Origin of the sequence: Pseudomonas sp. MYb60, assembly GCF_002979555.1 — a bacterium.
Classification (GTDB): Bacteria; Pseudomonadota; Gammaproteobacteria; order Pseudomonadales; family Pseudomonadaceae; genus Aquipseudomonas.
In genome coordinates this window covers 19,089-44,197 of the sequence record NZ_PCOZ01000009.1, presented here as the reverse complement: position 1 = coordinate 44,197, position 25,109 = coordinate 19,089, and the positions used below count along the sequence as shown (strand labels likewise).

16 protein-coding genes are annotated in these 25,109 nt (G+C 61.9%); 2 read left to right on the top strand and 14 right to left on the bottom strand.

Going from position 1 to position 25,109, the window contains the following annotated elements; genetic code table 11:
* Nucleotides 1–24 precede the first annotated feature (24 nt).
* Together CQ041_RS16935 and CQ041_RS26205 are read left to right on the top strand one after the other, a co-directional pair.
* A complete protein-coding gene (locus CQ041_RS16935; protein WP_177429393.1) occupies nt 25–5,562 on the top strand; it encodes a hypothetical protein in 5,538 nt (1,845 codons plus the stop codon).
* Between the two features lie 303 nt (nt 5,563–5,865).
* Nucleotides 5,866–6,246 (top strand): hypothetical protein, encoded by a 381-nt coding sequence (locus tag CQ041_RS26205; RefSeq protein WP_146116069.1) that lies wholly within the window; start codon nt 5,866–5,868, stop codon nt 6,244–6,246.
* A 55-nt stretch (nt 6,247–6,301) separates the two neighbouring features.
* On the opposite strand, the gene CQ041_RS16930 is transcribed toward CQ041_RS26205, so the two are convergent.
* The 14 genes from CQ041_RS16930 to CQ041_RS16865 all read right to left on the bottom strand — a co-directional run bounded on the left by CQ041_RS16930 (nt 6,302) and on the right by CQ041_RS16865 (nt 25,081).
* The gene (locus CQ041_RS16930; protein ID WP_105523540.1) at nt 6,302–6,829 is read right to left on the bottom strand and encodes a hypothetical protein; all 528 of its coding nucleotides are present in this window, start codon (nt 6,827–6,829) and stop codon (nt 6,302–6,304) included.
* Nucleotides 6,830–7,133: 304 nt separating this feature from the next.
* A complete protein-coding gene (locus CQ041_RS16925) occupies nt 7,134–8,549 on the bottom strand; it encodes an efflux transporter outer membrane subunit (RefSeq protein ID WP_105523539.1) in 1,416 nt (471 codons plus the stop codon).
* Complete coding sequence (locus CQ041_RS16920; RefSeq protein WP_105523538.1) at nt 8,546–11,725, bottom strand: efflux RND transporter permease subunit; 3,180 nt, start codon at nt 11,723–11,725, stop codon at nt 8,546–8,548. The genes CQ041_RS16925 and CQ041_RS16920 overlap by 4 nt, the downstream gene beginning before the upstream one ends.
* 15 nt (nt 11,726–11,740) lie before the next feature.
* Nucleotides 11,741–12,982, bottom strand: a complete 1,242-nt coding sequence (gene mexE, locus CQ041_RS16915; RefSeq protein WP_105523669.1) for a multidrug efflux RND transporter periplasmic adaptor subunit MexE — start codon at nt 12,980–12,982, stop codon at nt 11,741–11,743.
* A gap of 301 nt (nt 12,983–13,283) precedes the next feature.
* The gene (locus tag CQ041_RS16910; protein WP_105523537.1) at nt 13,284–13,616 is read right to left on the bottom strand and encodes a DUF3325 domain-containing protein; all 333 of its coding nucleotides are present in this window, start codon (nt 13,614–13,616) and stop codon (nt 13,284–13,286) included.
* A complete protein-coding gene (locus CQ041_RS16905) occupies nt 13,613–15,172 on the bottom strand; it encodes a PepSY domain-containing protein (protein ID WP_105523536.1) in 1,560 nt (519 codons plus the stop codon). The genes CQ041_RS16910 and CQ041_RS16905 overlap by 4 nt, the downstream gene beginning before the upstream one ends.
* A complete protein-coding gene (locus CQ041_RS16900; protein WP_105523535.1) occupies nt 15,169–15,456 on the bottom strand; it encodes a DUF3649 domain-containing protein in 288 nt (95 codons plus the stop codon). The genes CQ041_RS16905 and CQ041_RS16900 overlap by 4 nt, the downstream gene beginning before the upstream one ends.
* A 97-nt stretch (nt 15,457–15,553) precedes the next feature.
* Nucleotides 15,554–17,770 carry a TonB-dependent siderophore receptor gene (locus tag CQ041_RS16895; RefSeq protein ID WP_105523534.1) on the bottom strand — a complete coding sequence of 739 codons (2,217 nt, stop codon included), beginning with the start codon at nt 17,768–17,770 and terminating at the stop codon, nt 15,554–15,556.
* 117 nt (nt 17,771–17,887) lie between these two features.
* Nucleotides 17,888–19,225 carry a sensor histidine kinase gene (locus tag CQ041_RS16890; protein WP_105523533.1) on the bottom strand — a complete coding sequence of 446 codons (1,338 nt, stop codon included), beginning with the start codon at nt 19,223–19,225 and terminating at the stop codon, nt 17,888–17,890.
* Complete coding sequence (locus CQ041_RS16885) at nt 19,222–19,938, bottom strand: response regulator transcription factor (protein ID WP_105523532.1); 717 nt, start codon at nt 19,936–19,938, stop codon at nt 19,222–19,224. Before CQ041_RS16885 ends, CQ041_RS16890 begins: the two co-directional genes overlap by 4 nt.
* A gap of 69 nt (nt 19,939–20,007) precedes the next feature.
* Nucleotides 20,008–21,627: an ABC transporter ATP-binding protein gene (locus tag CQ041_RS16880; RefSeq protein ID WP_105523531.1), complete on the bottom strand. Its 1,620-nt coding sequence runs from the start codon at nt 21,625–21,627 to the stop codon at nt 20,008–20,010.
* Nucleotides 21,624–22,517 (bottom strand): ABC transporter permease, encoded by an 894-nt coding sequence (locus tag CQ041_RS16875; RefSeq protein WP_105523530.1) that lies wholly within the window; start codon nt 22,515–22,517, stop codon nt 21,624–21,626. Before CQ041_RS16875 ends, CQ041_RS16880 begins: the two co-directional genes overlap by 4 nt.
* Before the next feature lie 3 nt (nt 22,518–22,520).
* Nucleotides 22,521–23,471 (bottom strand): ABC transporter permease, encoded by a 951-nt coding sequence (locus CQ041_RS16870; RefSeq protein ID WP_105523529.1) that lies wholly within the window; start codon nt 23,469–23,471, stop codon nt 22,521–22,523.
* Nucleotides 23,468–25,081 (bottom strand): ABC transporter substrate-binding protein, encoded by a 1,614-nt coding sequence (locus CQ041_RS16865; RefSeq protein ID WP_105523528.1) that lies wholly within the window; start codon nt 25,079–25,081, stop codon nt 23,468–23,470. Before CQ041_RS16865 ends, CQ041_RS16870 begins: the two co-directional genes overlap by 4 nt.
* Between the last annotated feature and the right edge of the window lie 28 nt (nt 25,082–25,109).

Here is a 25,109-nt window from a genome sequence, read left to right as displayed (position 1 = left end):
CTTTCTCACTCAAGAATGCGTCCGATGCCGCTGTCGATCAGTTCCACCCATCGTCCAACCGAGGGAGCGGCGCCAGGTGCCGGTTCGTCACTTCTGCGTACCGAAAACACAGCGCCAGGCGTCCCGACTGAAGCGCAGGCACTTCAGGCGGAACTGCGCGAGTTGAGCAAGGAAATCAAGCAGGTTTCCAATGCGCATCGCCAGCATCTGCGCCATGCGCGCTATGAGGATGTGCGCCAGTACCCGTTGAGCACCGGTCAGAAAATCAAGGACTTGTGGGACGGCTTTAAAATGGCCGGCTCGGGTCACAAACCCGGGCATCTTCCCAACCGTTCAATGCAGGCGGCATGGAAGGCCGAAGAGCGCCTGCGGCAATTGAACAAACGCTACATACCCCTCGCCACCGCGCAAGCATTGGCGCAGATGGGCGAACAGGTGCTGGATGCGGAGAGTTCGCTCAAAGGGCTCAGCGCCGACAAGGCTGCGGTCGTCCAGACACAGATCGATCGATTGAAAGAACGTTTTGAAGCCGCCAAATTCGCCTACGCCATTGACATCGGCCAGGCGCTGGCAAAAGACACGGCGCCCTTGTTGCCGTTGATCAATCTCACGACCTACCGCGGGCTGCAGGAGGCCGGGCAGGGCATCCAGGCGGCAGCAGACGCCGCCTGGGGGTTATACAACCAGCAATGCACACGCCCTGACCGCCTTCAAGAAAACCAGGCCGGATTATACCTTGACGATGCACGGCGGGCGGCAGCCGTGGATCACGGCAAGAATATTGTCGATGACCTGAGCGAAAAGCGAGCCGCCGCCATGCCAGCGGATAAGCAGTGGCTGGAGGCATTCACCGCCCAGGCCCGCCAGCTATTGAGCCCGGTTGATGCAGCGCTCAGTTTGCCGGGTGCTGAAGCTGCGGATCTTGAGGAAGTCCGGGTGCTGCTCAGGGATCTGGTGGGCAAGGCGAGCGCTGCGCCTTCTGGTGGCTATGGTGTGGCCAATGAGGTGTACCGGGAAACCACGTTGATCTCGCAGGCTCACGGCGCTGGGCACGAGATCCAGCACATGGCGGGCGCCTTGGGCGCCTGGTTGCTCGGTCGAGGACTGCTGATGACGCAGCGCGTGGGCCAGGCCATTGAGCAAAATACGTCATTGGCGTTGATGACCCTGCTGACCTATGGAGCCGTCAGTACTTTTTACAGCCATTGGTGCCTGCCGCCATCCCCGGGCCTTGAAGAGCCGGTAACACCGGGCGGGCTGACAATGTTGGATAAGGACGTGGACATCGCGCTTGCCACGCCAGTGCCCGGCCATCCTGATGCGTTACTCGGACAGTTGCTCAATGAGGCGCTGAACACATACGCATCGCGCGAGCGGCGCAGCGCTGTGCAACGTCATGAACCGGCTGCAGGGTCGATGGCCTCGATACTCAACCGCAGACTTCCGGGCAGCACCCTGACCTATGGCGAGTTGCTTCGCACGTCCGGTCACGTCGACACTTCGATCGATGACACGTTGCTGGCCAACGCCACCGCCTCCGGGATGCAGCGGTTCCAGGTTCGGGAAGCCGCGCAGCGGGCAGGCTACGAGAAAATCCTGGTGAGCAAGATGGACGGCGCCATCGATCAGGCGGTTGCCTGGATGAATACGTTGTATGCCCCAATCCTGCAACCTTCGGCCGTTGTAGATGCGGCTATCGAGGCGTCGATCCGTGAGTTTCAAAACAGCACCGGGACGGCTACGAACCTGAATCCTCAGAGTCGAATCAAGGTGGTCTACAAAGAAGCCCAACCAGATGATCCGAATCTGCACATCACTGCGGCCGTGGCAAAAACCAAGTCCTACACCCTCAAGGAAGTCGTGACGGGTACCTATTTGAATGATGTGCGTCTGATGCGTGATCAATTTGGGCGGCGTTTCAAAGTCGTCAGTATCGAGCAAAAGCCGTTGGTGGACTTCATTGACAAAGGCAAGCTCAGGGGCCGTCTGGAGGCCGATTTTTCAGCTTACAAACAACGGCCTGGTCTCGAGGAGTCGTGGCTGACCTTTTACGGGGCAAGGGTGAACAATGCGGCCAGCAACTACGTGGCGTCCACTCACGTCGACCACCCGGGTCATGTGTTGATGGCTGACTTTATGAATGGCGACCGGCAGGCGTCCCACGTCAAATTCCATGGTGCGACGGTCAACGGTGTATTCGCGGTGACCCAAGGGCAAACGGCCGTGCTGTGCAGCGTGGACGACGATAAATGCTTCTACATTGGCGAACAGACCAACGCTTATTGGAAACTGGGTGAGCGCCGCAGCGAGAACGCGCCCGTTTACCCTACGGATTCTGAATTCAAGCAGTGGATACAGATAAAACTCGATCTTTTCGAACAATTGAAAACCGCAAGAAATCCCGCTGCATTCGACGTCAGCAAAACGCAGTTCTCAAACAATGCCCTGATTGGGATGCCACTCAATGGCGGCCAGGTCAACGTCAAGCCGTTTTCCTTCGAGCCGTGTGAAAACATCATGGAGCTGAGCCAAGGGCTTTACGATTCCAGCATGGATCGTATCCGCTCGGACATCGACACCCTGATTTTCACCGATTGGGAGCAATTCGGGCTTGAGGCGCTCGAAGTGATCAAAGGCATAATGGACCTCTACAGTTACTCGCTCATGTTCATGGCTCCCGGGACGGGAACACTCTTGTCCCGGGCCATGTTGGCTGGCGCGGGTGCTGGCGTCAGCTTGGCCAGCAGCGGTGTGAGCCACCTTCACGCCAGCATCAGTGATGAACCGATCGAACGCGACGCCGCCCAGCGTCAAGCCGTGGGATCACTGGTAGCGGCAGGGCTGCAGGTGGCATTGCCTGTGGCGGTGGAGGGCTCAGTCAAGGTGGTCCAGGGCGCGAGCGTTGCCAACCGTGTGGCTTCGCAGATCGGCTATCAGCGTTTCGCCAACCGATACATCCAGAGCAACATGCCGCGGGTGCTCAAGGAAGTCGCGGCAAAACGTTTGGCAACCGGTGCCGGCCCGTTGCCCCGCGCGCCAGCCATCGACGCCAAGGCGTTCGGCAGTGCGGCTTCCGTGTCGAATACGTGGCAAAGGATGGGCGTTGCCGTCACCCAGGGGGGTAGCAAACCCGTGCCAGGTGCGGGTTGGCTGCAACTGAACGATGTGCAGCGAGGCACGTATCTCGCCGACAAACTGTTGGATACCAACGTGGGCAGGCGACTTGCCCTGGAGACCACTCAGCAGAGTGTAAGGCAGTCGGTGACCCATAACCTGCGGCAGGTCACCACCGATGCCGGCCAGCCATCGTTGAACCTGGCGGGTGAGCGTGTAGCCACCCAGCGTGCGCGCAGCCTGCTTGAAGATGAGTGGACCCGACTGGAGGCCAATAACAAGTTCCTGCGCACAATGACCCGCCATCCACCGACCTTGCAACCGCTCGAGGCCAGTGGCCCGCCAACGCAGGCTGCGGCGTCCTGGATTGCTGCGTCCAGCCGTGTAAAGGTGCCGGAAGGAAGGGTGCGTCAGGTTATCGAACAGTTTCGAAACGCCGACTTGACCAGTATCAGCACGCTCGATGAGATAAATCGCGCGATGTCCGGTACGTCAGCCAGCACGATACCGCAGGTTTTTCGCCCCTCGGGGCGGGACGGCCTGATGGGGTCTGATATCGCTCATGGTGCTTTCGCTCGAAATCTTGACTCCCTAGCCGTCCCAAAGGGCATGTCCCGCGCCGAATGGCTGTTTGCGCTGACCCAGACTCTGCAGCCTTATCCCGCCCACAATGATCCGACGGCCAGAATATTCTATGCCTTGGCTCAGCTTCAGGACGGCAGAGGCGAGGGTTTCAAGTCCCTCGTCAAATTGGCCGAGCAGCAACTGTCGCCTCCCGTGGCCGCAGTCAAGAAGAGCATGCCGGTGAAACCTGTCGCGCCAACGGCCAAGGCTGTCATTGATACCCGGGTAGAGCCCTTGCGTCAGATAGATGCTGACTCTTCGGCAGCGTTACCACCGGCCATGCGTGGCTTCATGGACCATTTGCGCCGTAATCCAAGGCTGGAGAAGGCGTTCATCGCGCCAGCGGGCGATTGTGCAAATGCCGCGGACATCGTCGGTGAATTCATGAAGGACAACGGGTTCGAGAACATCAAGTACCGCTCGATGCTGATCTGGAACTCGCGCAATCCGGACGGCGTGTTTAATCACTTCTTCCCCATCGGCGATTACCAGGGCAAGACCTACGCTTTTGACCTGACCGCGCCGCAATTTGCCAGTAAAGGCATGCCTTCGCTGGCGGAGCCGATGATTTTGCCGGAGCCTGCGCTGATGCGGGCCTATCGGGATGCGAGCGCCAAGGCACTGATCAAGTACAAGGACTTTTCCAACCTGCGTTCGGCCGAGGTGGCGTTCAAGGATTTCCTCGCGCCTGCGCCCGGGGAGTTTATCGAGGGCGGGCACATTCTCAGTCGTGGCTGGAGCCAACCGTCCGTACCACCAGCGGTCGCTGCGCGGGCACCATCTAGCAGGGCTGCGTCTGTCAGCAGCCAAGACATTGCTGCTCACCGTGCAGCCGCCACCGTTGGCTCGAGGCAACCCGCGAGGCAAATGCGCAGGGTGGACAGAGGAAGTATCGCCACACCGAGCACGGTGCCCCCATCGCCATTGTCCATCACTGAGCAAAGCCGCCAGGCCATCCAGCGTTCGTTGCCGATTGCGCGGGCAAGGCTGGATGCCGCGATTCGCACAGCCCAGGCCCCGGGTCACGTTGAAGACACTAAAAAAGTCGCCCGGCTGTTTTACGGTTCCGACACACCTGAAACGCTCAAGGCGCTGCAACGCAAACAGCAGCTTATGAAAGCTGACCTGGGCCAATTGAAAATGGACAACATCGACTTTATACACAGCAGTGAGCCCGGCTGGTCGGCCCAACTGCAACCTTCCAGTTATGCGGACTACAAGGCGGGTGCGCTCAATGAGAAATACATCGAAGTCAATGTCGATGGGGCGATGCAGTATTACCGCGACATGGGCAGCAGTGATGACACCTTGGCCAATACGCTGATTCATGAGGTGAGCCACGGTATGCCGGCCGATGACGATTTTGTGTACGCCGGCAAGTTGCGCGGCGCGCGCGAAGACATCGTGGACTTGCTCAACCTGGGCAAGTCCACCAACCCAAAGGACTTCCGTTACGTGAGCGGCGATGTCGAGGACGGCACCGTCAGCCTGTTCGCCCGCGATCCCCAGATGCACAACGCGGACTCCACCGCATTTGTTGCGGCCCTGCTCGACCAGGCCGCGAACAATCGCCCCTTGTTCGAGGCCAATATGGCAGCCATCGACGGTGCCGTCGCACGGTCCGGCGGTGGTCTTATCAAGGAAACGGTGGCGGTGCGCATTATTGACAAGCGGTCCGTGTCCGACCGACCACCACCGGGTTATTTGCTCGCCCGCAATGAACGGAATGGGCAGATTGTGGGCGTGTTTGGCAAAGTACCCGCACCGGGCGAAAAAACCGTGAAAATAGTGGATGTGGTGCGATCCGTTTTCCAATGGCGCTGACGGCGAGTGTGGATGAAGTGACGCGGCAAGGCGGTATTAGGACATTACCTACGTAGTGCTTCTCCCGTACTACAGAATGTTCGTTCAATAGTTTAGGAAGCGGCCGGCTTACCCTGTGTGATAAGTCGTGCATAGTCGTCAGCATAGTTCCTGCTGTTGACCTTGTTCGGTTTATCCGGGGGGCGCGTTATGCCAAGGCAGATGCGCACCGTTAAATGGAGGGTGGCCTATGCGTGAATAACACTGCCTGTTGATTTGCCAGAATCGCAAAAATCTTGATGGGTTTACACGTGAGGTGAAATCATGAAAAGTCTTTTTGCAATACCGTTATTGGCGTTGGCGCTGATGTCGTTTCAGGCGAATGCGGTGTGTTTGTACATTACCGATAGCTTTACAGGGATAGTGCCGGGTGATAGTGAGCAAACGGCCCATGGTCCGTTTACTGTCACGTCATCGGGTGGATGCTCCCATGCGAATATAGAGACGCGCATTTCCGCGTTAGGCGTCGGTAGAGCGCCCGAGCTTTATATTGAACGCTTGGTAAGCGGTTCATGGAAGCGTGAAACCTTCGGGATAAGCAACAGTGCATCGTATAATGGGCCACTTGGCTCATATCGAGTGAGGGTAAAAAATAATGAGCCGCTTCCAAAGGCTTATTCAGGTACAGCGCGATATGGTAGGTGACCTCTAACCGTCTGTGTGCGCCAGATTTTCTGGCGCATTTGGTGGAAATGCACTGCTAGATATTTTCGTCGATAGAGAGGTTGCTGCGGCTAGAGTTGATAAAGTATGAAAGTGCATTAATTGCATGGTTTGCATTGATCATACCCTGCAAATGATCGGTTGCTCCTTCTCGTCTGATAATGCTTGGGTCACTGTTGAAGTAGGCAATTGTGTCTTCAAGCTTTTCATTGAAAAGGGCGATTGCATTGAATTTTATGTGGGTGTCGGTTTGATTTCCCTTGATGTCAGAGGCGCCATTTCCCGAAATAAACATGCCGAACGATCGTTCGTTGATCATTTTGCTGTCATAGAGTCGCCTGCCAACAGCTTTGAGCTCATCTGTGCTAATGGAGGTCATGTCATAATTCTTCAAAAACTTTTTCAGTTCGATGATTTCTTCCTTGTCACCCAACTTCAATGTCTGCGCAGCCTTGTCCCCCTCTGTTATCGTAAACTGATTCGTCACCCGCTCAGGGTTCCTTATCTGAAAAGGATTCGACGCTTTGGTATGTCGCATTTGCTCAGCCGTCAACAGAATAGCCATGATGGAAACGCTCCGAAAAGTTAGACGTTACATCCGCTTGTCGACGCTCATGATGGTTTCTTTAATTACAAGTTTGAGCCTATTCCAGCGATGTCAGTAACGCCAGGTTGGCCAATATTCGCTAATCGGTGTCACCCAGGCGGGACTAGGAAACTACCCACGTTTTAATTCCTCATGTCCTACAGTTAAATCCCTCAACTATTTAAGACCAATCCCACACTCAATCTAAAAAAAAGCCCCACGTCCGAATGGGCCGCGGGGCTAAAAATTGGCTGGATGCGACCAACCAAAGGAGCTCTTTACATCACTTGCTGCTGGCCACCACCGTGTCCGGCTGCCAGCCACCGCCCAATGCTTTGTAGATCGCCACGATGCCGCGATACAAATCGACTTCGGCCTGGGCCTGGGCGTCTTCGGCGGCCAGGCGTTCGCGCTGGGCGTCGAGCAGGACCAGGAAGTCCACGGTGCCTTCGCGGTAGCGAATCGCAGCCAGGTCGGCGGCGGCGCGGCTGGATTCGCTTTGGCGGATCAACGAGACCAGCCGCTGCTGGCGCTTGCCGTAATCACTGAAGGCATTTTCGGATTCTTCCAGTGCCAGCAATACCTGTTGCTCGTAGGTCGCCAGTGCACCCTCGGCCTGCGCATCTGCACCACGCAGACGGGCGCGCACGCTGCCCAGGTCGAACGCAGCCCAGGTGATGCTCGGGCCGAGTGCCCAGGCATTGGCGGCAGACGAGCCGATCTGCGAACCGCGCCCAGCGGTAAAACCAAGGAAGCCGCTGAGGCTGACCCGTGGGAACAGATCGGCCTTGGCCACGCCGATGCGCGCGGTGGCGGCGGCCAACTTGCGTTCGGCGCTGAGGATGTCCGGGCGACGTTGCAGCAGTTGGCCGGGGTCACCGATCGGCAAGGCCTTGGCAATCGCCGGCAGGTCTTTGGGGCTCAGGTCGACCGTCAGCTTGTCCGGGCGCTGGCCGAGGAGGGTGGCGATGCGGTTACGCTCGCGCACTTGTTCGGCCTGCAGTTGCGGCACGCTGGCTTCAACCCCGGCGAGGCGTGCGTCGGCGCGTTCCACGTCGAGCTGATCACCGACACCGGCATCCCGCAGGCTCACGGTGATGGTGCGCGATTCCTGCTGGTTGTTCAGGTTGTCCAGGGCGATGCGTTCACGCAGCTGAGCGCCGCGCAGTTGGCCGTAGGCGTCCACCAGTTCCGCAATCATGGTGACTTGTAGCTGGTACAGGTCGGCTTCGGCCGCTTGCTGGTCGGCGTCGGTGGCTTCCAGGTTGCGCTGGATGCGGCCGAACAGGTCCAGCTCCCAAGCCATGTCCAGGCCCAGGTCATAGCGCTCGGTCTTCACCCGGCTGGTGGTCTGGCCCGGAATCTGGCCTTTGCCCTGGTCGCTGCTGACGCGGCTGGTGATGGTCGGCATGGCGTCATTGCTGGCGTCATCGCGGATCGCCCGTGCGGCCCGAAGGCGGGCAAAGGCCACGCGCAGATCACGGTTGCCTTGCAGCGATTGAGTCACCAACTGGTTGAGCGTCGGGTCCTCGAACTGCTGCCACCAGATGCCTTCGAACTTGGCATGGTCATACTGCCTGGCATCGGCAGCGGCCGTGATATTCGCCGCCTCCGGCGTCTGGGTCTTGTAGTCAGGGCCTACGGCACAGGCGCTCAGCGCCAGTACCAGCAAGCTCGGGAGGAATACTTTCACACTCATTGCTGTGTCTCCAGCTTCAAGGCCTTGGCCGCTTTGCGTGCTTCCTGGCGCTCTACATATCGACGGATCAGTACGTAGAACACCGGTGTCAGCAACAGGCCGAAGAAGGTCACGCCGATCATCCCGGAGAACACCGCCACACCCATGGCATGGCGCATTTCGGCACCGGCACCGCTGGACAGTACCAACGGCACCACACCCATGATGAACGCGAACGAGGTCATCAGGATCGGCCGCAGACGCAGGCGGCAAGCTTCCAGTACCGCCGCCAGCGGGTCCAGGCCCTCGGCCTGTTTGTCCTTGGCGAACTCGACGATCAGGATCGCGTTCTTGCACGCCAGGCCCACCAGTACGATCAGGCCGATCTGGGTGAAGATGTTGTTGTCGCCACCCGAGATAATCACCCCGGTGATGGCCGACAGCAGGGTCATCGGTACGATCAGGATCACCGCCAGTGGCAGGCTCCAGCTCTCGTATTGGGCGGCCAGTACCAGGAACGCCAGCAGCACGCAGAGGGGGAACACGAACAGCGCGGTATTGCCCGAGAGGATTTGCTGATAGGTCAGGTCGGTCCACTCATACGTCATGCCGTTGGGCAGCTCTTCTTTCAGCAGTTTCTCGATCGCCGCCTCAGCCTGGCCCGAGCTGTAGCCCGGAGCAGCGTTGCCGTTGATTTCTGCGGTGATAAAGCCGTTGTAGTGCATCACGCGGTCCGGCCCCGAGGTGTCGCTGACCTTGATAAAGGTCGCCAGCGGGATCATCTCGCCTTTGTTGTTGCGTACTTTCAGCTGGCCGATCTGGTCTTCGTCCTGGCGGAACTGCTGCTCAGCCTGCACGTTGACCTGGTAGGTGCGGCCAAAGCGGTTGAAGTCGTTGGCGTACAACGAGCCCAGGTAGATCTGCAGGGTGTCGAAGATGTCGCTGATCGCCACGCCGTGGGTCTTGGCCTTTTCGCGGTCGATGGCGGCATCGACCTGGGGCACGTTGACCGTGTAGCTGGTGAACAGGCCGAACAGCTCCGGCACGTTGTGGCTCTTGGTGATGACGTTCTGCACTTCTTTGTACAGCTCGTCATAACCCAGGTTGCCACGGTCTTCGATTTGCAGGCGGAAGCCGCCAATCGTGCCCAGCCCCTGTACCGGCGGCGGCGGGAAGATCGCCATGTAGGCTTCCTGGATGTCGCTGTACTTGCCATTCAACGCACCGGCAATTGCTCCGGCAGACATGCTTGGGTCTTTACGCTCGTCGAACGGTTTCAGGGTCACGAACACGATGCCGCTGTTCGGGCTGTTGGTGAAACCGTTGATCGACAGGCCCGGGAACGCAATCGCGCTTTCCACGCCCGGCTGTTTCAAGGCGATGTCGGACATGCGCTTGATCACGTCTTCAGTGCGGTCAAGGCTCGCGGCGTCCGGCAGTTGGGCGAAGGCCACCAGGTACTGCTTGTCCTGGGCCGGTACGAAACCGGTCGGGGTGTGGGCAAAACCCAGCCAGGTCAGCACCATCAGACCGGCGTACAGGAACAGCGCGATGCCACTGCCACGGATCACGCGGCGCACGGTACCGACGTAGCCATGGCTGGCCTTGTCGAAGAAGCGGTTGAACGGTTTGAACAACCAGCCGCCGAGCATCTTGTCGAGGAACCGTGAGAACCCGTCTTTGGGTGCGTTGTGCCCCTTGAGCAACACCGCTGCCAGAGCTGGGGACAAAGTCAACGAGTTGAATGCCGAGATCACGGTCGAGATCGCGATGGTCAAGGCGAACTGCTTGTAGAACTGCCCGGTCAAGCCGCTGATAAAGGCGGCCGGAACAAACACCGCGCACAGCACCAGGGCGGTGGCGATGATCGGGCCGGTCACTTCGCTCATGGCTTTTTCAGTGGCGGGGAAGGGCTCAAGCCCCAGCTCGATGTTGCGCTCGACGTTTTCCACCACCACGATGGCGTCGTCCACCACGATACCGATCGCCAACACCAGCCCGAACAGCGACAGCGCGTTGAGCGAGAAGCCAAACAGGTGCATCACCGCGAACGTACCGATCAACGAAACCGGCACCGCCACCAACGGAATGATCGAGGCACGCCAGGTCTGCAGGAACAGGATCACCACCAGCACCACGAGAATCAGTGCTTCGAACAGCGTGTGCACGACCGCTTCAATCGAGCCCCGCACGAACACGGTGGGGTCATAGGCGATGCGGTAGTCCATGCCCTCAGGGAAGCTTTTCTTCAGCTCCGCCATCTTGGCGCGCACGTCATTGGAGATGTCGATGGCGTTGGAGCCAGGGCGCTGGAAGATCGGGATCGCCACGGCCGGCTGGTTGTCGATCAACGAGCGCAGCGCGTATTGGCTGGAGCCCAGTTCAACCCGTGCGATGTCTTTGAGGCGCGTGATTTCGCCATTGTCACCGGCGCGAATGACGATGTTTTCGAACTCTTCCTCAGTGACCAACCGGCCCTGGGTGTTGACCGACAGCTGGAAGCTGGTGTCGTTGGGTGCAGGCTGCGCACCCAGCGCACCGGCTGCAACCTGACGGTTCTGCTCACGAATGGCGGTCACCACATCGGTGGCGGTCAGGTTACGCGAAGCGGTCTTGTTCGGGTCCAGCCACACACGCAGGGAATAGTCGCCCATGCCGAACAACTGCACATCGCCCACACCGCCCAAGCGTGCCAACTCATCCTTGATATTGAGGATGGCGTAGTTGGACAGGTAGAGCATGTTGTAGCGCTGATCCGGTGAGGTGACGTGCACCACCATGGTCAGGTCGGGGGAGGCCTTGTCCACGGTAATACCGATGCGCGTCACTTCCTCTGGAAGCTTTGGCTGCGTCCGGGTCACACGGTTCTGCACCTGCACCTGCGCGTTGTCCAGGTCGGTGCCCAGGGCGAAGGTGATGGTCAGCGTCAGCTTGCCGTCGGCGGTCGACTGCGAGGACATGTACAGCATGTTCTCGACGCCGGTAATGGCCTGCTCCAGCGGTGCGGCCACGGTTTCACCGATCACCTTGGGGTTGGCGCCGGGGAAGTTGGCGCGCACCACCACGGTCGGCGGAACCACTTCCGGGTATTCGCTGATGGGCAATTGGAACAGCGAGATTGCGCCGGCGATCAGGATCAGCAGCGACAGCACCGCTGCGAAGATCGGCCGCGAAATGAAGAACTTGGAAAAATTCATCTTGAGTTGTATCCCTTAACCGCGTGGAGCCGCAACGGCTGCGAGCTTGGGCGCGGTTTTTTCCGGCGCCACTTGTTCGAGGTTGCTCGCTTCAAGCGCTTGTCGTTGTTGGGCCAAGGCGGCGAGGGTTTCCTTGCTGGCCATCGGGATGGTTTCCGGGGTGACCGGCGAGCCTGGACGTGCGCGTTGCAGGCCCTTGACGATCACGGTGTCGTCCTTGGTCAGGCCGCTGCGCACAATGCGCAAACCTTCGATTTTCGGCCCCAGTTCCACTGCGCGATAAGCCGGCTTGTCGCCGTCCATCACCAGTACGAACTTCTTGCCCAGGTCGGTGCCGACGGCTTCGTCATTGATCAACACGGCGGAGTAGGTGCCGCTGCCGACCAGTTTCAGTCGGGCGTACAGGCCAGGGGTGTACTCGCCCTTGCTGTTGTCGAATACGGCGCGGCCACGGATGGTGCCGGTGGCCGGGTTGACCTGGTTGTCGACGAAGTTCATCTGGCCCAGGTGCGGGTTGCCGGTTTCGTTGGACAGGCCCAGGTACACCGGGGTAGTTGCACCGCGACGGCCTTGGCGGGCCAGTTCGGTGTACTTGAGGAACACGCGCTCATCGGCGTCGAAGTAGGCGTAGACCTTGTCGGTGGAGACCACGCTGGTCAGCGGGGTGACGTCGGCGGTCACCAGGTTGCCGGCGGTGATGTCGGCACGGCTGACGCGGCCACTGATCGGCGAGGAGACGCGGGTGAAGCTCAGGTTCAACTTGGCCAGGTCCAATTGCGCCTGGATCCCGGCGACGGCGGCGCGGGCTTCCTGGGCTGCGGTGGTGCGCGAGTCGGCGAGTTCGGCGGAAATCGCGTTGCTCTGGCGCAGGCGCTCGCCGCGCTGGGCTTCATTGTCGCTGCGGGTGGCCGCGGCTTTGGTTTGGGCAAGCTGGGCTTCGAGGCGACGCACTTCAGCCTGGAACGGACGCGGGTCGATCTGGAACAGCAGGTCGCCTTTCTTGACCAAAGCGCCTTCGGTGAAAGCGACTTGGTCAATCTGGCCCGAGACCCGTGGACGAATCTGTACGGTTTCCGGTGCTTCGAGGCGGCCGGTGAACTCGTCCCACTCGTTGACCGGCTGCTCCAGTACCTTGGCCACGCTGACTTTGGCAGCAGGCATGGCGGCCGTTTGATCCGGGGTCTTGCCGCACGCGCTCATCACCACCACGGCTAAAATCGCCAGGGGGAAGCGCAAATGTTTGAGTGACTGTTCCATGAGGTGCATCCGCCAATGTATTTGAGATGGGCGGATCATGCGCGGCGGGGTGCTATGTCACGAATCGAATGAAGCGAAGGTAACTATCATTCGGAATGATATAAGTGCGAACGAAGCCCCCTAGAATGGGGGCTTCGTTAGGGTGCTATCAATATCAGTGATGACAAAAGACTGTTACCCAGTCGGGCATAGTTGGCGGAGCAGGGCATCTGAAGCGTGCACGATTCAAATGTGGGCGCTGGCTTGCCTGCGATGCAGGCGACTCGGTGCATCAGGTTCACCGCGTCTCCTCCCACAGTCGTTACAAGCACGCCAGTATGCCCAGCAGCGGCCAACTCAAACCGCCGATCCACAACCCTGCACGCGGCGCATAGGGCAACACAAATACCAGCGCCAAACCCGCCAGCGAGAGCAGGCCCAGCCAGCCCACGGGCCCCATTGCCCATCCCCAGGCCAGGACGCAGCCGGAGAGACTGGCGGCCAGCGCGAGCCAGCCGGCACTGCGCCACACGCGCAGCAGACCTTTGGCAGGCAGGCGATAGCCGAGGTGTTTGTAATGCCGTTCCAGCCCGAAACACAAGCCCAACATGCCGCAGTAGGCCAGCAACAGACTGGCGATCAACGTGAGGTTCATGGCGCCTCCACGGCGTGTCGGGCGCTGCGCGCAGCCGTTCGTTGTGCGGGCGGTTGGCTGAGTTTCCAGCAAAGCCAGGCGAACAGGGCACCCAACGCCACCGAGGTGAGTTCCAAGTAGAACGCGTCGCCCCGGTTGACGACCACGAGGTTCAATAACGGCACACTCAGGCACAGCAGCGCGGTGACGCCCAGTTGTTCGCGCCAGGCTGCGCGCCAAGGGCGCACGATGGCGTGGCCGAGGCTTGCCAGCCAGATGAGGAAGAATACGCGCACCTCCCACGCACCACGCTCGGCCAACTCAAGCGGCAGCAGGCGATTGGCCCACAGCAAGCCCACGCACGCCAGGCTGAGCCCGGCGACGATACTCACGTTGAGACGTTCCGCCGCGTGATACAGCAGCGCGCCTATCACGCCTTCCTGATCGTGGCGTCGACGCCGCTTGACGGTGAACAACACCAACCCGCTGGCAATCATTGCGCAACTGGCCAGTCCGCAGATGAAGTACAGCCAACGCATCGGGTAGCCGCCGAACTGCGCGAAGTGCAACCCGGCCATGACTTTTTGCGTGAGCAGGCTCGGTCGGCTCACGGTCGGCAGGCGCAGCACCTTGCCGGAGACGCCGTCGAACACCATGCTCATGCCCTTGGTCAGTTCGATGCGATTGCCCAGCACCGGGCGCGCCTCGATGCGTGCGTCGCTGCGTCCCGGGTTCTGGATCGACAACCCCGCCACCGGGCCCATGACACGCTCGGCTTCAGCCAGCACCGGCGCGAGGTCCGTCAGTGTTGCGCTGTGCGCCGCGGGCCTGGCCCGTTCCCCACGCGCTTCACCGCCGGGGCGGCCGGCATGCTGTTCGCTGGGGGCGCCACGCAGGGCTCGGCTGGCCGCGTCACGGTCACCGTCGAACAGCGCGTTCATCGCCGCCGGCATGTAGATCAGGTAGAAAATCACCAGCCCCGTGTAGGTGATCATCAGGTGGAACGGCAACACCAGCACGGCCGTGGCGTTGTGCGCATCGAGCCAGGAGCGCTGGCCCTTGGCGGGACGGAAGGTGAAGAATTCCTTGAAGATCTTCTTGTGAATCACGATGCCGCTGACCAACGCCACCAGCATCGCCATGGCCGCCAGGCCGGTGATCCAGATACCGATAGCGCGCGGCAGGTTGAGGGTGAAGTGGAAGCGGAAAAAGAACCCGCCGCCCGCTGTTTCGCGGGTCTTCACCAACTCGCCGGTGTTGGGGTCGAGGGTCTTGCCGCCGCCCCGGCGCTGTTCGCCGCTGGACACGGTCAACTCCGGCGAGCGCTCGGTGGGCAGGCCAATGTTCCACGCGCTGGCGCCGGGTGCCTGGGCTTGCAGGTACGCGAGCGCGCGTTGTGCGGCTTCGGCCTGGCTGAAAGGGTGGGTGGGTACTTCCGGCTGCATCCAGGCGTCGATTTCCTTGTCGAACACCGCCAGGGTGCCCGTGAGGAAAATCGCAAACAGCAACCAGCCAAACAGCAGGCCGCTCCAGGTGTGCAGCCAGGACAGCGATTGGGTAATGGTCTTGGTTTTCATCCCAGGTACTCCAGCCCGTTCGACCAGAACCCGATGATCGCCAGCGGGATCGCCAGCCCCAGTCCAGCCCAGGCGCGGCGGGCGCTGCGGCAGGCGAAGGCCCACAGGACCGCGCCGGTGTAGACCGCGAAGGAAAACAGGCTGGGAATGATCAGGGCGTCGACCTTGTCCAGCGGCAACAGGCGCGCGAGGGCGGCGGTGAAGGCATACGTGAAGCAGTAGCCACCCAGCACGGCGGCGATGATGCGCGATACGGTTGGCCAATAATGTGGGGTGCTTTTCATCGGGGTGGCTCATCAGTGGACGCGGACGGTTTTGTTCAGCGGTGGCTCACGCAAAAGCCCGGCCGTGGAAACGGCCGGGCTTTTTTGGCGGCGTTGATCAGAACGAGGTCGTCACCGACGCATACACGGCGCGCCCCGGCTCGTTGTAGGTGCTGGCCCCGGCGCTGGTGCCGGCACCTTCGCGGTACACACGCTTGTCGAAGATATTGCTGATACCGGCGCCGAACGAAAGGTGCTTGTTCAGTGCATAGGTGCCGCCCATCCCCCACACGTGGTACGGGTCGAGGGTTTTCATCTCGTTGGTGGCGGTCACCGCCACGTCACGGGTGGGGTTGAAGTCGCGGGGCTCCTGTTTGCCGTAATAGGTGCCGGTCAGGCTCAGGGCCAGGGCCTCGGTGACCTGCCAGTCGAGCATGGTGTTGACCGTGTACTTGGGCACCACGGACAGTGGGTTGCCGTCGCTGTCGGTGTTGTCCTGCATGTAGGTGAAGTTGGTGTTCCAGCTCAGGGTCTCGCCGTTCTCGCCCAGCAACGGCACGCCGACGCTGCCTTCCCAGCCCTTGACCACCGCATCCTTGGCGTTGTCCCACTTCAGGATCGGCTCGTTGGCGGCGGTGCGGCCGGTCTCGCTGTTGGACGAGACAATCTTGTTTTCGTAGTCATTGCGGAAGTACGTCAGGCTGGCGCTCCAGCCGCTGCGCGCAAAGCTCAGGCCCAGCTCTTTGTTGATGCTGATTTCCGGGTCCAGGTTGTCGTTGCCCAGCACGTAGCAGCCGGTGCCGTTCAAGGACGGTGCGCAACCGTTGCCGTTGCTGCGATACAGGTAGTTGGGGTTGGACTGGTACAGGTTCGGTGCCTTGAACGCGCGGGCGATACCGCCTTTGAGCGTCAGGTCATCGGTGAGCTTGTAGGCGCTGTTGAGGCTCGGGCTCCAGTTCGCGCCGAATTGGTCGTGATGGTCCAGGCGCACGCCCGGGGTCAGGAACCACTTGGGTGTCAGCTCGATGTTGTCTTCGACGAACACCGCCATCATGGTCGCGTCCATGCTGGTGGATCGCGCACCGGCGGCGGAGTTGGGCAGGGTGGTGCCGATGGCGCGGTCGAAGGTGCTCGGGTCGTCGAGTTCCTGGCGGTTCCACTCCGAGCCCAGGGTCAGGGTCTGCGGCAGCAGCACTTCCAGCGGAATGTTCAACTCGCCCTGCAACAGATAGCTGTTGTAGGTGCTGGTGCTTTTGCTCGCATTCGCGCTGATGTCGCCATCGACCGAGCCGGTCTGGCCTTCGAGCAGGCGGCTGTTGCGGGTTTTCTCGTACTGCGCGAGCACCTTGGAGGAGCCAAAGGCCCAGTCGCCGCGATGGGTGACGGAGAAGTTCTGACGGTACATCGTGTTGGTTTCACGGCCCAGCCAGCGGTTGATGGTACTGCCGGCGGTGAGGGATTCGGTGCCGCCGGTGCCCACGTCGCCCGTGTAGATGTTGCCTTGGCGGCTGAAGCCGGCTTCGAAGTCGAGGATCTGCTGCTCGTCCAGTTCCCAGCTCAGCAGGCCGTTGACGTCCTTGTTGCGCACACCTTCGCGGCCGGCGGCCAGTGAGGCGCCATTGGCCACATCGGTGTGGGCCTTGTTGATGTCGGCGTCGTCGGCATCGGTCTTGTTCAGGTTGCCGTAGACGCGGAAGGTGAGGGCGTCGGTGAGCGGGCCGGCGAGGCTGAAGGTGGTGCGTTTGGTCACGCCCTCGGCATCGTCCTCGGGCAGGTTGGTGAACGCCGAGATCGAACCGGTGAGGTCCTGGGTCGGGCGCTTGGTGATGATGTTGACCACGCCGCCCATGGAGCCTGAACCGTAGCGCGCCGCCGCCGGGCCGCGCAGCACTTCGATGCTTTCCACTTCGTTGGCCGGCACCCAGTTGCTGTCGCCGCGTGTATCACGTTCGCCGGAGCGGGTGTAGCGCACTGCATTGCGCGAGGTCACCGGTTTGCCGTCGATCAGGATCAGGGTGTTTTCCGGGCCCATGCCGCGCAGGTCGATCTGGCGGTTGTTGCCCCGGGTGCCGCTGGCGCTGTTGCCGGTGAGGTTGACGCCGGGCATCTTGCGGATGATCTCCGACAGGTCGTTGACCGGCGGGCGCTTGCTGATGTCTTCGGCCGTGATGATCGAAACCCCGGAGGCTTGCTTGAGCGCTTCTTCGGCGGTTGCCACAACGTGGGTATCACCCAGGACCAGGGCCGTATCGGCAGCTTCGGCCGCCAGCAACATGCCGGGGCCAGCAGCCATCAATGCGAGAACGAGGTGATTGAGTTTGAACCTGGGGGACATCGATAACACTCCTTGGGAATCGGCCCGATGGAGTGTGTGAGCGCCGGCTCACCCTGAGTCTCCATGGGTGGCGCAAATAATATTGATTCTCAAGTGTGAGTAAATGCGATTTACAAATTATACACTTGGCAGCCGCAGGTTCATGCGCAGGCCGGCGTCCGAATGCTCGGCCCACAGTTCGCCGCCTTGCAGTTGCACCACGCTGCGCGCAATCGACAAACCCAAGCCAAAGCCACTGCCACCGGGGCGTGCAGCGTTGAGGCGGCTGAAGGGCTGGAAGATGAATTCGAGTTGGTCGGCAGGCACACCGGGGCCCTGGTCCTCGATCCACACCTGCCAGAACGCGCCGTCGTGATGACCGCCGATAGTCACCATGCCGTCGTCCGGTGAGTGGCGAATGGCATTGCGCAGGATGTTTTCCAGGGCCTGGGCCAGGCCATTGAGGTTGCCGAGCACCCGACACTCCGCCGGCAGCTCACAAGGAAACCGCTCCATGGCCCAGCCGCTCTCGAAGCTGGCATCGGCGCACAGCACCGACCACAGGTGATCCAGCTCCACCGGTTCCAGCACCGGGGCAGGGCGCTCGGTATCCAGCCATACCAGCTCCAGGGTGTCGCCGATCAACTGGTTCATGCCTTGCACTTCGCGCTCGAGGCGCTGGCGCATGGCGGGCATGTCCTGCTCGCGCTCGCCGGCCACCCGCAGGCGGCACAGCGGCGTGCGCAGCTCGTGGGACAGGTCGCGCATCAGGCGGCGTTGCAGGGTCAGGGTGTTCTCCAGGCGCTCGGCCATGTGGTCGAAGGCGCGCGCCAGCTCGCCGAGTTCGTCGCGACGTCCGGCCACCGCCGGGCCTACGCGCGCGCCCAGGTCACCGGCGCTGAGGGCGTTGGCCTGGCGCCGCAGGATCACCACCGGGGCGATCAGCACCCGGTAGAGCAAGAAGCCGAGCATCAGCGCGAGGGCGGACGGCAGCACCCACTGCAGCAACACATCCCACAGCTGGTTGTGCTTGCGCGGGTCGAAACGCGGCGGCAGCGCCATCACCAGCCGGGACTTTTCGTCGCTGAACGGCACGTAAAAGGTCGGTCGGCCCCCAGGGCGGCCCACCGTCCAGCCCATCGGCCGGACGAAGTCCAGCTTGCGCCGCTCGGCACGCGTCAGCGGCACGGATGACAACGAGCGCGAATGCTCATCCACCACCGCCGCCCATACCTGTTCGCGTCGGCGTAAATCCTCAAGAAAGCGGTCGACCCCCCGGCTGCCCTGGGTAGTCCAGGCCGCTTCGGCTTGCCTGGCGTAATCGCTGTAGGCGAGCTTGACCGAGTCGGGCAACAACGCGGTCGCTTCGTGCACGCGCCGGCTCAGGTCCGCTTGCAGGCTGATCACCAGCAGGCACAGCAGCGCGAGCACGCCGGTGAGTTTCCACAGCAGCGAGTGCCGGTCCGGCAGCGTCATGATTGCAATGGCGTGAGCAGATAACCCATGCCGCGCACGGTCTCGATGCGCCCACCGGTGTAGCCGATGGCCTGCAATTTGCGCCGTACACGACTGACATGCATGTCCAGGCTGCGGTCGTGTTGGGAGTAGGCGCGATGCATCACCTGCTGATAGAGAAACGCCTTGGTCAGGACTTCGGCGGGGTGCTGGACCAGGGTTTGCAGCACCCGGTATTCCGTGCTGGTCAGGTTGGCCCAGGCGTCGTTGCGGCTGACATCGGCGCGCTGTTCGTCAAACAGCAGTTGCGGGTCTGGGTTCACAGGCGCCTGGCTCGCATGCTCGTAGGCCACGCGGCGCAGGATCGCGTCGATGCGCACATCCATTTCCATCAGGCTGAAGGGCTTGGGCAGGTAGTCGTCCGCACCCTGGCTGAAACCGCTGATGCGGTCCTGTTCGGCGCCCAGCGCCGACATCAGGATCACCGGTGTACGCTGACGCTTGCGCAACTGGGCAAGCAACTCCAGGCCATTGCCGCCTGGCAGCATGATGTCCATCAGGATCAGGTCGAAGGCTTCGTCGCGCAGCAGGTTCTGGAGGTCCTGGCCGTCGTGGCGCAGGGTGACGCAAAAGCCGCGCTGCAACAGGTGGCTGTCGAGGTTGGCGGCCAGCACCGGGTCATCCTCGATTGCCAGGATGCGGGCGCCAGCGCGGGGCTGAAGGGCGGAGTGCATGGAAAGGGTCGCTAATGAGAATGATTATTGGGCGCTATCCTACGCAAAACCGCCGGGTATATCTATTGATCACGCGGCCTGTGTCATGGACTGCCCCGGAATGGCCGCGATCAGCTCACGGGTGTAATCGCTGGCAGGGTGATTGAAAATCCTCTCGACAGTGCCTTGCTCGACCACCCGGCCATTGCGCAACACCAACACCTCGTGGGCGAAGTTGGCCACCACCGACAAGTCGTGGGACACCAGCACATAGGCGATGCCCATTTCCCGTTGCAGTTCTTCCAGCAGGGCAAGGATATGCGCCTGCACGGACACATCGAGGGCGCTGACCGGTTCATCCAGCAACAACACGTCCGGTTTCAACGCAAGGGCGCGGGCGATGGCGACCCGTTGGCACTGGCCGCCGGACAACTCCCGTGGCAGACGGTCAAGGAAACTCACCGGCAAGTGCACCCGGCTGATCAGCTCGCGCGCCGCTTGCTCAAGCGCCGCGCCCTTGAGCAAGCCGAACGACACCAGCGGTTCGACGATGCTGTCGAACACGGTGAAGCGCGGGTCTAGCGCCGCAAATGGATTTTGCTGCACCAGTTGCAAGCGTTGGCGCAGCGGGCGGAACTCGCGCCAGCTGAGGTGTGTCACGTCCCGCTGTTCGAACCACACTTGACCATGGCTGGGTTTTTCCAGGCCCAGGGCGATGCGCAGCGCGGTGCTTTTGCCCGAGCCGGACTCGCCGACAATCGCCAGGGTCTGGCCGGGGTATAGCTCCAGGCTGAGGTCCTCCAGCGCCACGAACTGGTGGTCTTCGCCCTTGACCCTTGGCAGCGCAAACGTCTTGCCGACGTTGTGCAGGCTGAGGATCGGCGTCTCCATCGGGTCGATGCGGATCAACGGTTCGCGGCGTTTGGCGAACGCCGGCGCGGCGGCGATCAGCGCGCGGGTGTACGTGTGCCGGGGTGCAACCAGGATCTGGCGCGGCGGGCCCTGTTCAACCACCTGGCCTTGTTGCATGACGAGCACACGGTCGGCACGGTCGGTGGCCACGCCAAGGTCGTGGGTGATGATCAACAGAGAAATGCCGCGTTCGCGGACCAGGCGCTGCAGGTGATCGAGAATCTTGCGCTGCACCGTGACATCGAGGGCGCTGGTGGGTTCGTCGGCAATGATCAGCCGGGGGTTACCAGCCAGGGCGATGGCGATCAGCACGCGCTGGCGCATGCCGCCGGAAAGTTCATGGGGGTACTGGCGGGCGCGCAGCACCGGTTTGTCGAGGCCCACTTGTTGCAGCAACTCGACAATGTCCGCGTCGACGCCGGGGTAGCGCTTGCCCCGGGCGACTATCAGCGCCTCGGCAATCTGCTGGCCAACGCGCAGGGTCGGGTTGAGGCTGACCATCGGGTCCTGGGGCACCAGGCCCACGGTGCGCCCCCGTACTGCGCGCTTCTGGCGCTCGCTGGCGCGCGTCAGGTCGTGGCCGTCCACCCATAATTGACCCGCGCTGATCTGGGCGCTGTCTGGCAGCAGGCCGAGGATTGCGTTGGCCAGGGTGGATTTGCCCGAGCCGGATTCGCCGACAATCGCCACCGTTTCGCCCTGGTCGATGCTGAGCGAGAGGTCGCGCACGGCTTGATTGAGCTGCCCACCGGAACGGTAGCTGACACTGAGTTGGCGAATATCCACTAAAGCGCTCATCGCTGGGTCTCCTCGAAGGTGCGGGCGATATGGTTGAGGCTGAACACCACGGCCACCAGGAACAGGCCCGGTAGCAGCGATACCCAGGGGGCGGTGATGAGGAAGTGGCGGCCGTTGGCGATCAGCGTGCCCCATTCGGCAGCCGGCGGCACGGCGCCAAAGCCGAGGAAACTCAGGCCTGCGGTGGCGAGTATCGCGGCGCCGAAGTCCAGGGTGGCCAACACCGCCACCGGCCCCCAGGCGTTGGGCAAAATGTGCAGCAGCAAGGTCCGCCCCCAGCTCGCACCGCCCAGGCGGGCGGCTTCCACGTAGGGCAGGGTCTTGACCCGCAGCACTTCAGCGCGGGTGGTGCGGGCGAATCCCGGAATGATGCCGACGCCCACCGCGATGGCCACCGGCACCGTGCCGAAGCCGATCGCGGTGACAATCGCCAGGGCCAGCAATACGCCGGGCAGCGCCAGCAGCACATCGACGAAGCGCATGATCACCGAGTCGATGCGTCCGCCGGCAAACCCGGACAGGATGCCCAGTCCCAATCCGCCCAGCAGCGCGATGCCCACCGCCAGCGACGCGGCGAGCACCGACAGGCTGGCGCCGTAGACCACCCGGGTAAACAGGTCGCGGCCCAGCTCATCGGTGCCGAACCAATGGGTCAGGTTGGGCGCGCGCAGTTTGTCCACGGGGGAGGTGGCGTAAGGGTCGAAGCTGGTCAGCACGTGTGGCGCCACGGCGGCCACCAGCGAGAACAGCACCAGCAGCACCGCCAGGGTAAATCCCGGCCGGCGCAGCAGGGGCAGGACCACGGCTGCCGTGCGTTGCAAGCGTGTGCGGCGGCGCCACAGGGTGGGCCGGGGGCTGGTCGAAATCAGGTTCTGCTCAAGGAGGGTCATGGTTCAGGACACCTTTGGCGTGTGGGAGATACGCGGGTCGAGCCACGGGTACAGCAGGTCCACCAGCAGGTTGACCAGCACGAAGGCGGCCGCCGACACCGCGACAATCGCCAGCACCACCGGAATGTCCTGGCGCAGCACGGCTTCCTGGGCCAGGCGGCCGATGCCGGAACGGGCGAAGATGGTTTCCACCAGCACCGCGCCGGATACCGTGTTGCCCACCTGCAAGCCGATCAGGGTAAGGATCGGCAACGCGGCGTTCTTGAACCCGTGGCGCGCCTGCACCTGAGCGCGGCTCAGGCCCTTGGCGTAGGCCGTGGCAATGTAAGGTTGCTGCCACACGCCGTGGAAACTGCGTTGCAGCACCTGGGCGTACACCGCCGCGCTGGGGATGGCCAGGGTCACGGCCGGCAGGATCAGGCTGTCGAAACCGCGACTGCCGGTGGCCGGAAACCAGCCCAGGCCGAAGGCGAACACCTGGATCAGCAGCAGTCCCATCCAGAACACCGGCACCGAGAAGCCCAGGGAGGGCAAGCGTGTCAGTGCTTTCTTCAACGGCTGCCAGCGGATATAGGCCGTCAGATAGGCCAGGCCGATGCCGCCGAGCAACGACAGCACAATCGCCAGGCCGGCCAGGGACAGGGTTTGCGGCAGGCGCTCCACCAGCAGGTCGGCGACCGGACGGTTCATCGACAGCGACTGGCCGAAGTCACCGTGCAGCGCCCCCGACAAGAGGCTGAAATACTGCTCGAACACGCCTTTGTCCAATCCGTAGTAAGCCCGCGCCTTGGCCAGGTCTTCCACTGATAGCGCGTCGGCTTCCATGCCCGAGGCGCTGAGCATCAGCGACAGCGTATCGCCCGGCAGCAAGTAGAGGATGAAGTACGTGATGCTGTAGGCACCCCAGAGCACCAGCAGGGCCTGGCCGACACGGCCGATCAGGTAGCGGCTCATGGCGTGCCGATCTCGATGTCGCCCAGCAGCGCAAAGCCCTCGGCGGTCCAGCGGAAATTCTTCACCTTGGCCGCCGTCGCTGCTTGCCACACACGCTCATACACCGGGAATGCGGCGCCTTCATCCACCAGCAGGTCCTGCAGGGCGCCATAGGCATCGGCACGTTGCTGGCTCTGGGTGGCGGTGATGCCGGCGTCAAACAGCGCCTTGGCCTGGTCGATGACCTGGGGTTCGAAAATGTTGGTGGCGACGGTGGCGCTGTTGGCGCTGCGCGGGTCAAGAATGGTTTGCAGGATGATCGGGTCGGCGCGGGTCATGTAGTTGATGGTCAGGTCGTAGTTGCCGGCCGAGTTGTTGGCCACCCATTCGGCGCGGGTGACGACGTTGAGCTTGACCTCGATGCCGACCTTGCGCAGTTGGTCCTGCAACAGCACATCGCCGGCGGTTTCGGCCGGGCTGATGTTGTAGCTCAGGCTCAGGCGCTTGCCGTTCTTATGGCGGTAGCCGTCGGCACCCTTGGCCCAGCCGGCGCCGTCGAGCAGGCGCTCGGCACCCGCCGAGTCATAGGTGAGCTTGTCGCCCTGGCTCTTGAAGTACGGCGTGGTCACATCGAAGATGCCATCGACCACCGCAAACTCGGAGTTGTAGACGGTACTCGCGTAGCTCTTGCGGTCGATGGCTTTTTGCACGGCCAGGCGTACCTGCTTGTCTGCCAGGGTGCGACCGCCCCGAGTGTTGGGGAACAGGTTCAGCGACGGCCCCGGCAGCGAGCGGCTCTGGATAGTGGCGCCCTTGGACTGGAACAGTTTCAGGTCGACTTCGGAGAACGGGTTGCGGGGCCACAGGATGTCGGCCTTGCCTTGCAGGAACAGACCGTTGCGCACGCTCTCTTCAGGGATGTAGGTGACGTCCACCGCATCCAGATGGGCCTCGCCCTGGTTTTTCATATTCGCCGAGGCCCAGGCATAACCCTTGCGCTTGACCAGATGGGCGCCGACTTCCGGGGTGTAGCTTTGCAGCACGAACGGCCCGGTGCCGATGATCTTGCCCAGGGAGCGTTCCTTGACGCTCAGGGCATAGGACGCCGGTGCCAGGATCGACAGATTGGTGGTGGAGGTGGCTTGCAGGAAACCCGCGTTGGGCTTGTTGAGCACCAGCTTGACGGTGAAATCATCCACCACTTCGGCATGGTCGTAGCCCGCCAGGTAAGTGGCGCCAAAGGTGGCCGGCAGCGCGGTGGCCAGGGCCTTGTCGCTGTCGAAGGCGGTCTTCACGGCGTTGGCGTCGAAGCGTTCGCCGTTGCTGAAGGTCACGTCGTTGCGCAGGTGGAAGGTGTAGGTCAGCGCATCGTCACTGACGTCCCAGCGCTTGGCCAGCCAGGGGATGATCTTGCCGGTTTCCGGATCCTGGTCGGTCAGGGATTCGGCGACGTTGCGCAGCAACACGCGGTGCTCCAGCCAATACACCTGGAAGGGGTCGACGCTGACCAGAATGGTGTTGTCGCCGAAGAACGCGATGTTCAGGGTTTTGCTGGCCTGGGCCTGCTCACCCGAAGGCGAGCAGGCGGCCAGGGCCAGGGCGAGTGCGCAGGGGGCCAGCAGACGGCTCATCAATGTGGCGGTATTCAATGGGGTGCCC

Bases quoted from the DNA above. Each gene is read 5' to 3' on its own strand.
- CQ041_RS16935 (WP_177429393.1), top strand. From the start codon at position 25: ATGCCGCTGTCGATCAGTTCCACCCATCGTCCAACCGAGGGAGCGGCG.
- CQ041_RS26205 (WP_146116069.1), top strand. From the start codon at position 5,866: ATGAAAAGTCTTTTTGCAATACCGTTATTGGCGTTGGCGCTGATGTCG.
- CQ041_RS16930 (WP_105523540.1), bottom strand. From the start codon at position 6,829: ATGGCTATTCTGTTGACGGCTGAGCAAATGCGACATACCAAAGCGTCG.
- CQ041_RS16925 (WP_105523539.1), bottom strand. From the start codon at position 8,549: ATGAGTGTGAAAGTATTCCTCCCGAGCTTGCTGGTACTGGCGCTGAGC.
- CQ041_RS16920 (WP_105523538.1), bottom strand. From the start codon at position 11,725: ATGAATTTTTCCAAGTTCTTCATTTCGCGGCCGATCTTCGCAGCGGTG.
- mexE (WP_105523669.1), bottom strand. From the start codon at position 12,982: ATGGAACAGTCACTCAAACATTTGCGCTTCCCCCTGGCGATTTTAGCC.
- CQ041_RS16910 (WP_105523537.1), bottom strand. From the start codon at position 13,616: ATGAACCTCACGTTGATCGCCAGTCTGTTGCTGGCCTACTGCGGCATG.
- CQ041_RS16905 (WP_105523536.1), bottom strand. From the start codon at position 15,172: ATGAAAACCAAGACCATTACCCAATCGCTGTCCTGGCTGCACACCTGG.
- CQ041_RS16900 (WP_105523535.1), bottom strand. From the start codon at position 15,456: ATGAAAAGCACCCCACATTATTGGCCAACCGTATCGCGCATCATCGCC.
- CQ041_RS16895 (WP_105523534.1), bottom strand. From the start codon at position 17,770: ATGTCCCCCAGGTTCAAACTCAATCACCTCGTTCTCGCATTGATGGCT.
- CQ041_RS16890 (WP_105523533.1), bottom strand. From the start codon at position 19,225: ATGACGCTGCCGGACCGGCACTCGCTGCTGTGGAAACTCACCGGCGTG.
- CQ041_RS16885 (WP_105523532.1), bottom strand. From the start codon at position 19,938: ATGCACTCCGCCCTTCAGCCCCGCGCTGGCGCCCGCATCCTGGCAATC.
- CQ041_RS16880 (WP_105523531.1), bottom strand. From the start codon at position 21,627: ATGAGCGCTTTAGTGGATATTCGCCAACTCAGTGTCAGCTACCGTTCC.
- CQ041_RS16875 (WP_105523530.1), bottom strand. From the start codon at position 22,517: ATGACCCTCCTTGAGCAGAACCTGATTTCGACCAGCCCCCGGCCCACC.
- CQ041_RS16870 (WP_105523529.1), bottom strand. From the start codon at position 23,471: ATGAGCCGCTACCTGATCGGCCGTGTCGGCCAGGCCCTGCTGGTGCTC.
- CQ041_RS16865 (WP_105523528.1), bottom strand. From the start codon at position 25,081: ATGAGCCGTCTGCTGGCCCCCTGCGCACTCGCCCTGGCCCTGGCCGCC.